Source organism: Corynebacterium sp. (assembly GCF_030152825.1).
GTDB lineage: Bacteria > Actinomycetota > Actinomycetes > Mycobacteriales > Mycobacteriaceae > Corynebacterium.
This window is the reverse complement of record NZ_JASLIP010000073.1, coordinates 1-3,633: the sequence shown is the minus strand read 5'-3', so window position 1 is coordinate 3,633 and position 3,633 is coordinate 1. Positions and strand designations below refer to the sequence as shown.

At 63.2% G+C, this 3,633-nt stretch carries 4 protein-coding genes; all 4 read left to right on the top strand.

Annotation, left to right across the window (positions count from 1 at the left end):
* The first annotated feature begins 38 nt into the window (after window positions 1-38).
* Window positions 39-1,016 (top strand): SMP-30/gluconolactonase/LRE family protein, encoded by a 978-nt coding sequence (locus Q1V78_RS07995; protein WP_300613404.1) that lies wholly within the window; start codon window positions 39-41, stop codon window positions 1,014-1,016.
* A gap of 2 nt (window positions 1,017-1,018) precedes the next feature.
* Window positions 1,019-1,822 (top strand): SDR family oxidoreductase, encoded by an 804-nt coding sequence (locus tag Q1V78_RS07990; protein ID WP_300613402.1) that lies wholly within the window; start codon window positions 1,019-1,021, stop codon window positions 1,820-1,822.
* Window positions 1,823-2,034: 212 nt separating this feature from the next.
* Window positions 2,035-2,373, top strand: coding sequence for a transglycosylase family protein (locus Q1V78_RS07985; protein WP_300613400.1), 339 nt, complete (start codon window positions 2,035-2,037; stop codon window positions 2,371-2,373).
* Between the two features lie 442 nt (window positions 2,374-2,815).
* A partial coding sequence (locus Q1V78_RS07980; protein ID WP_300613398.1) for a sulfite exporter TauE/SafE family protein occupies window positions 2,816-3,633 on the top strand: 818 nt, incomplete at its 3' end.

Genomic DNA, 3,633 nt, shown 5'->3' with positions numbered 1-3,633 from the left:
TCGGCCCGCGTCGTCTTTTCCGGCCTTATTATGACCGCATGGTTAGGGCTACGAAAGTTCTTCTCGATGGATACGGCGTCCCCGAGTCACTCCGTTGGCACCAGGGGGCCCTCTATTTCGTGGACATGGCAACCGGGACTCTTCACCGCTGGATCAAACCAGGTGGGGAAGAGGTCTTGGGAGAAATCCCTGGTCGCGCGGGTGGCCTGGGATTCCTCCCCAACGGTGACATGCTCATCGTCTCCATGGACCAGCACGTCATCTGGCGGCGCAGCCCCGATGGTGAGCTGACAGAACACGCTGACATCAGCGCCTACTGCGGCGGTCACGCCAACGACATGCTGGTCACGCCCGAGGGATACGCCTACGTGGGCAACTTCGGCTTCGACTACCACGCCTTCCACCGGGACAACGCGAACTCCCACCTGTACAAGCCACCAGGACCACCTGCGACGCGAGTGGTGTGCATCTCCCCGGACGGCACGATCGCGGGAACGGGCCCGGACATGCTGTTCCCGAATGGCACGATGAAGCTGCCGGGCGGGTCCGTCGTTGTCGCCGAGACCCTGCGGCTGCAGCTTACCGAATGCGACGTCGACGAGGACGGCGTGTTGGTCAACCCACGTCCGTACGCCAAGCTCATGCCCGAATTCCTGTGGAAACAGCTCAACTCCGGTTCACCGCTGGGCAGCATCGTCCGCACGGCTGCCGGTGTGTTGGAAAACCCGCAGATCGCCAATGCGCTGCCCATTTCGCTTGCTCCCGATGGGATTGCGCTGGATAGCGACGGGCAGTCGATCTGGATTGCCAACGCCACGCGCGCGGAGGTCGTGCTCGTCAAGCCCGGCGGCCACATCGTCGAACGCATCCGCACCGGCAATAAGACGCTCGACGTGGAGCTCGGCGGCGATAACGGCCGCACGTTGTTCTGCGCCACCACGATCAACGACGACCCCACGATCGGCGGCCCCGCGCGCAAGGGCTGCATCGAGATCATCGACCTGGAGAGGGCGTAGGCATGAGCGTCGTACTCATTACTGGCGCTGGCCGCGGCATTGGAGCCGCAACCGCTCGAGCAGCAGCCGAAGCTGGCTACGACGTCGCCGTCACCGACATCAACGGCGATGCCGCTCGCACCGTCGCTGAAGAACTACCTGGAAACATTCGGGCCATCGGTGTGGAACACGACGTCCGCGACGAAGAAGCGTGGGGCGCCATCTTCCGGGACGTGGAATGCCAGCTTGGGCCGGTGGACATCCTGGTGAACAACGCCGGGATGATCCACACCGGTTGGGCACGAGACCTCACGGGTGACCAGCATCGGCAGATGGTGGACGTGAATTTCCTCGGCCCCATGTACGGCACGCTCGAAGCCATGCGGTACATGAAGGACCGCGGCGGGCACGTCGTGACTGTGTGCTCCATGACCAGCTTCCTTCCCCTGCCCGGCTACTCCTCCTATGGCGCGACCAAGCACGCGTTGCGTTCATTCATCAACACCGTCGCCATCGAGGAACGCGCGAGCCGCGTGGCATTCACGCTGGTGCACCCGCCTGGGGTGCGGACTGAGATGCTGGAACAGGAAAAGCGTGATCCCTCGGCGGTGGCGGCTTTCGCTGAGAAGTCCGTGGGACCGGAAGTGATTGCCGAGACCATCGTCCGGTCGTTTAAAAAGCGCCCACTGTTCGGCAGGCCAGCGGAGATCGTGTTCCCCGCGCTCGGCGGCCGCTTCCAGCGCTGGGTGGGCGCGCAGGCCCGCCTCATGCGCCTGGCGATGCCCTTCGTTCTCGCCAGCGGGCGGCGCGCCCTGCGGAAAGGGTGAAGAAATAGGACGGTGACGTGGCACCGTAGCGGCATCATCAGGGAATTATCAGGGCATTTGGATACGCGCAGGTGAGAGGCTTGCATGGGCGATAGCCGGCAGGTTGAAAAGCCACAATTGCGCGAATTCACTTGACGGATGGGGGTGCGCGGTGGGTAGGTTGGCGAACTCGTAACCACATCGTTACCGAAAGAAGAAGGAGCGAATACTTTATGCGCAAGTCCGTCAAGACCAACCTGACCCGCCTCGCAATGGCAGCTGGCGTGATCGCAGCACCGGCACTGGTTGCACCGACGGCAAACGCAGCATCTGTTGACCAGTGGGATCAGGTCGCAGCATGTGAGTCCGGCGGCGATTGGCACATCAATACGGGCAACGGCTACCACGGTGGTCTGCAGTTCTCGGCTGAGACCTGGGCGGGCTTCGGTGGCACGCAGTACGCACCGACCGCTGACCAGGCCACGAAGGAGCAGCAGATCGAGATCGCTGAGAAGGTTCTGGCGGGCCAGGGTGCTGGCGCATGGCCGAACTGCGGTGGCCCGGTCGGCTAACAGCCTCGGCATAGCCTGCGGGACTAGGCCCCGCATATCCGGCAATACCAATCCGGCAGTATCGCCCCGGTCGCATCGTGGCCGGGGTTGTGCTGTATCTGCCGAAGGATGCGTCAAGAACAAGCTTCAGCGCAGGATCACAGCCGAGAAGGCCAAAGAATTGTCCACGCATTGACCTGCGCATTCGCGGGTGAAGTGAAACTAAATTTCGCGTTGACTTTTAAAATCTTTTCCAAACCGTTATTATCGTTTGTGCCGGGTTGATGTCTGCCCAACCGCATATCCTCCAACCCCCCCTGATGAGGATGGTTGGGACGTGACTCCCCGGAAGTAAAGCCATCGAGCATCCCCCCCCGCTCGATGGTTTTGCGCTTTCTACCCCAATTTTTCCGGCCAGCGGTGAGCCACGCCCACAGCGCCATCTAGCATGGATGGCACAAGAGTGAAGAGAACTTTCGGCACCACCCTCAAGCCAGGAAGTGAAAGATTGTCCGCTGCACTGATCACCGCCCACGTCCTTGCCATCCTCGTTGGCATCACCATTGGGCTTTTCGGCGGCGGCGGGGCAATCCTCATGGTGCCCATCCTCAGCTATATCGCGGGCTGGCCCACCCAGGAATCCATCACCGGCTCCCTGTTCATCGTCGGGCTCACCAGCCTGTTCTCCACGTTCCTGCACGCCCGGCCCACCAAGGAACAGCGGGAGCGGGGACAGAAAAAGGGCAACGTCCGGTGGGGGACGGGCGTCGTCTTCGGTGGGCTGGCGATGCTGGGCGCCTTCGCGGGCGGGCAGCTGACCGCCTTGCTGCCAGGCATCGTCGTCATGACGATCTTCGCTATCGTGATGATCGCCTCCGGCATCGGCATGGTCCGTGGCAGGAAGCCCTCCGCACCCGCGCCGCCGAGCGCTACGCACGGGAAAGCAACCCCGAGCAGTGTAGGAACCGCAGCGACCCTGCCGCTGAGCCGCGCGCAGAGGGTGAAGATCGTCCTCGCAGCCCTCGGCATCGGCATGATCTCCGGGTTGGTCGGCGCGGGCGGCGGTTTCCTCGTCGTCCCGGCACTCGCCTTGCTTGTGGGCTTCACGATGCCCGCTGCGGTGGGCACCTCGTTGCTGGTTGTGGCGATGCAGTCGGCGTCGGGGTTCTTCTCCCACATCCTCCACGTGGACGTCGACTGGCAGGCGCTCGGCAGCCTCACCGGGCTGGCGATGGCGGGCACGATCCTTGGCACGCTGCTGGGCTCGCACATCCCGGCGGC

Coding starts and splice junctions, on each gene's coding strand:
- Q1V78_RS07995 (WP_300613404.1), top strand. CDS start 39: ATGGTTAGGGCTACGAAAGTTCTTCTCGATGGATACGGCGTCCCCGAG.
- Q1V78_RS07990 (WP_300613402.1), top strand. CDS start 1,019: ATGAGCGTCGTACTCATTACTGGCGCTGGCCGCGGCATTGGAGCCGCA.
- Q1V78_RS07985 (WP_300613400.1), top strand. CDS start 2,035: ATGCGCAAGTCCGTCAAGACCAACCTGACCCGCCTCGCAATGGCAGCT.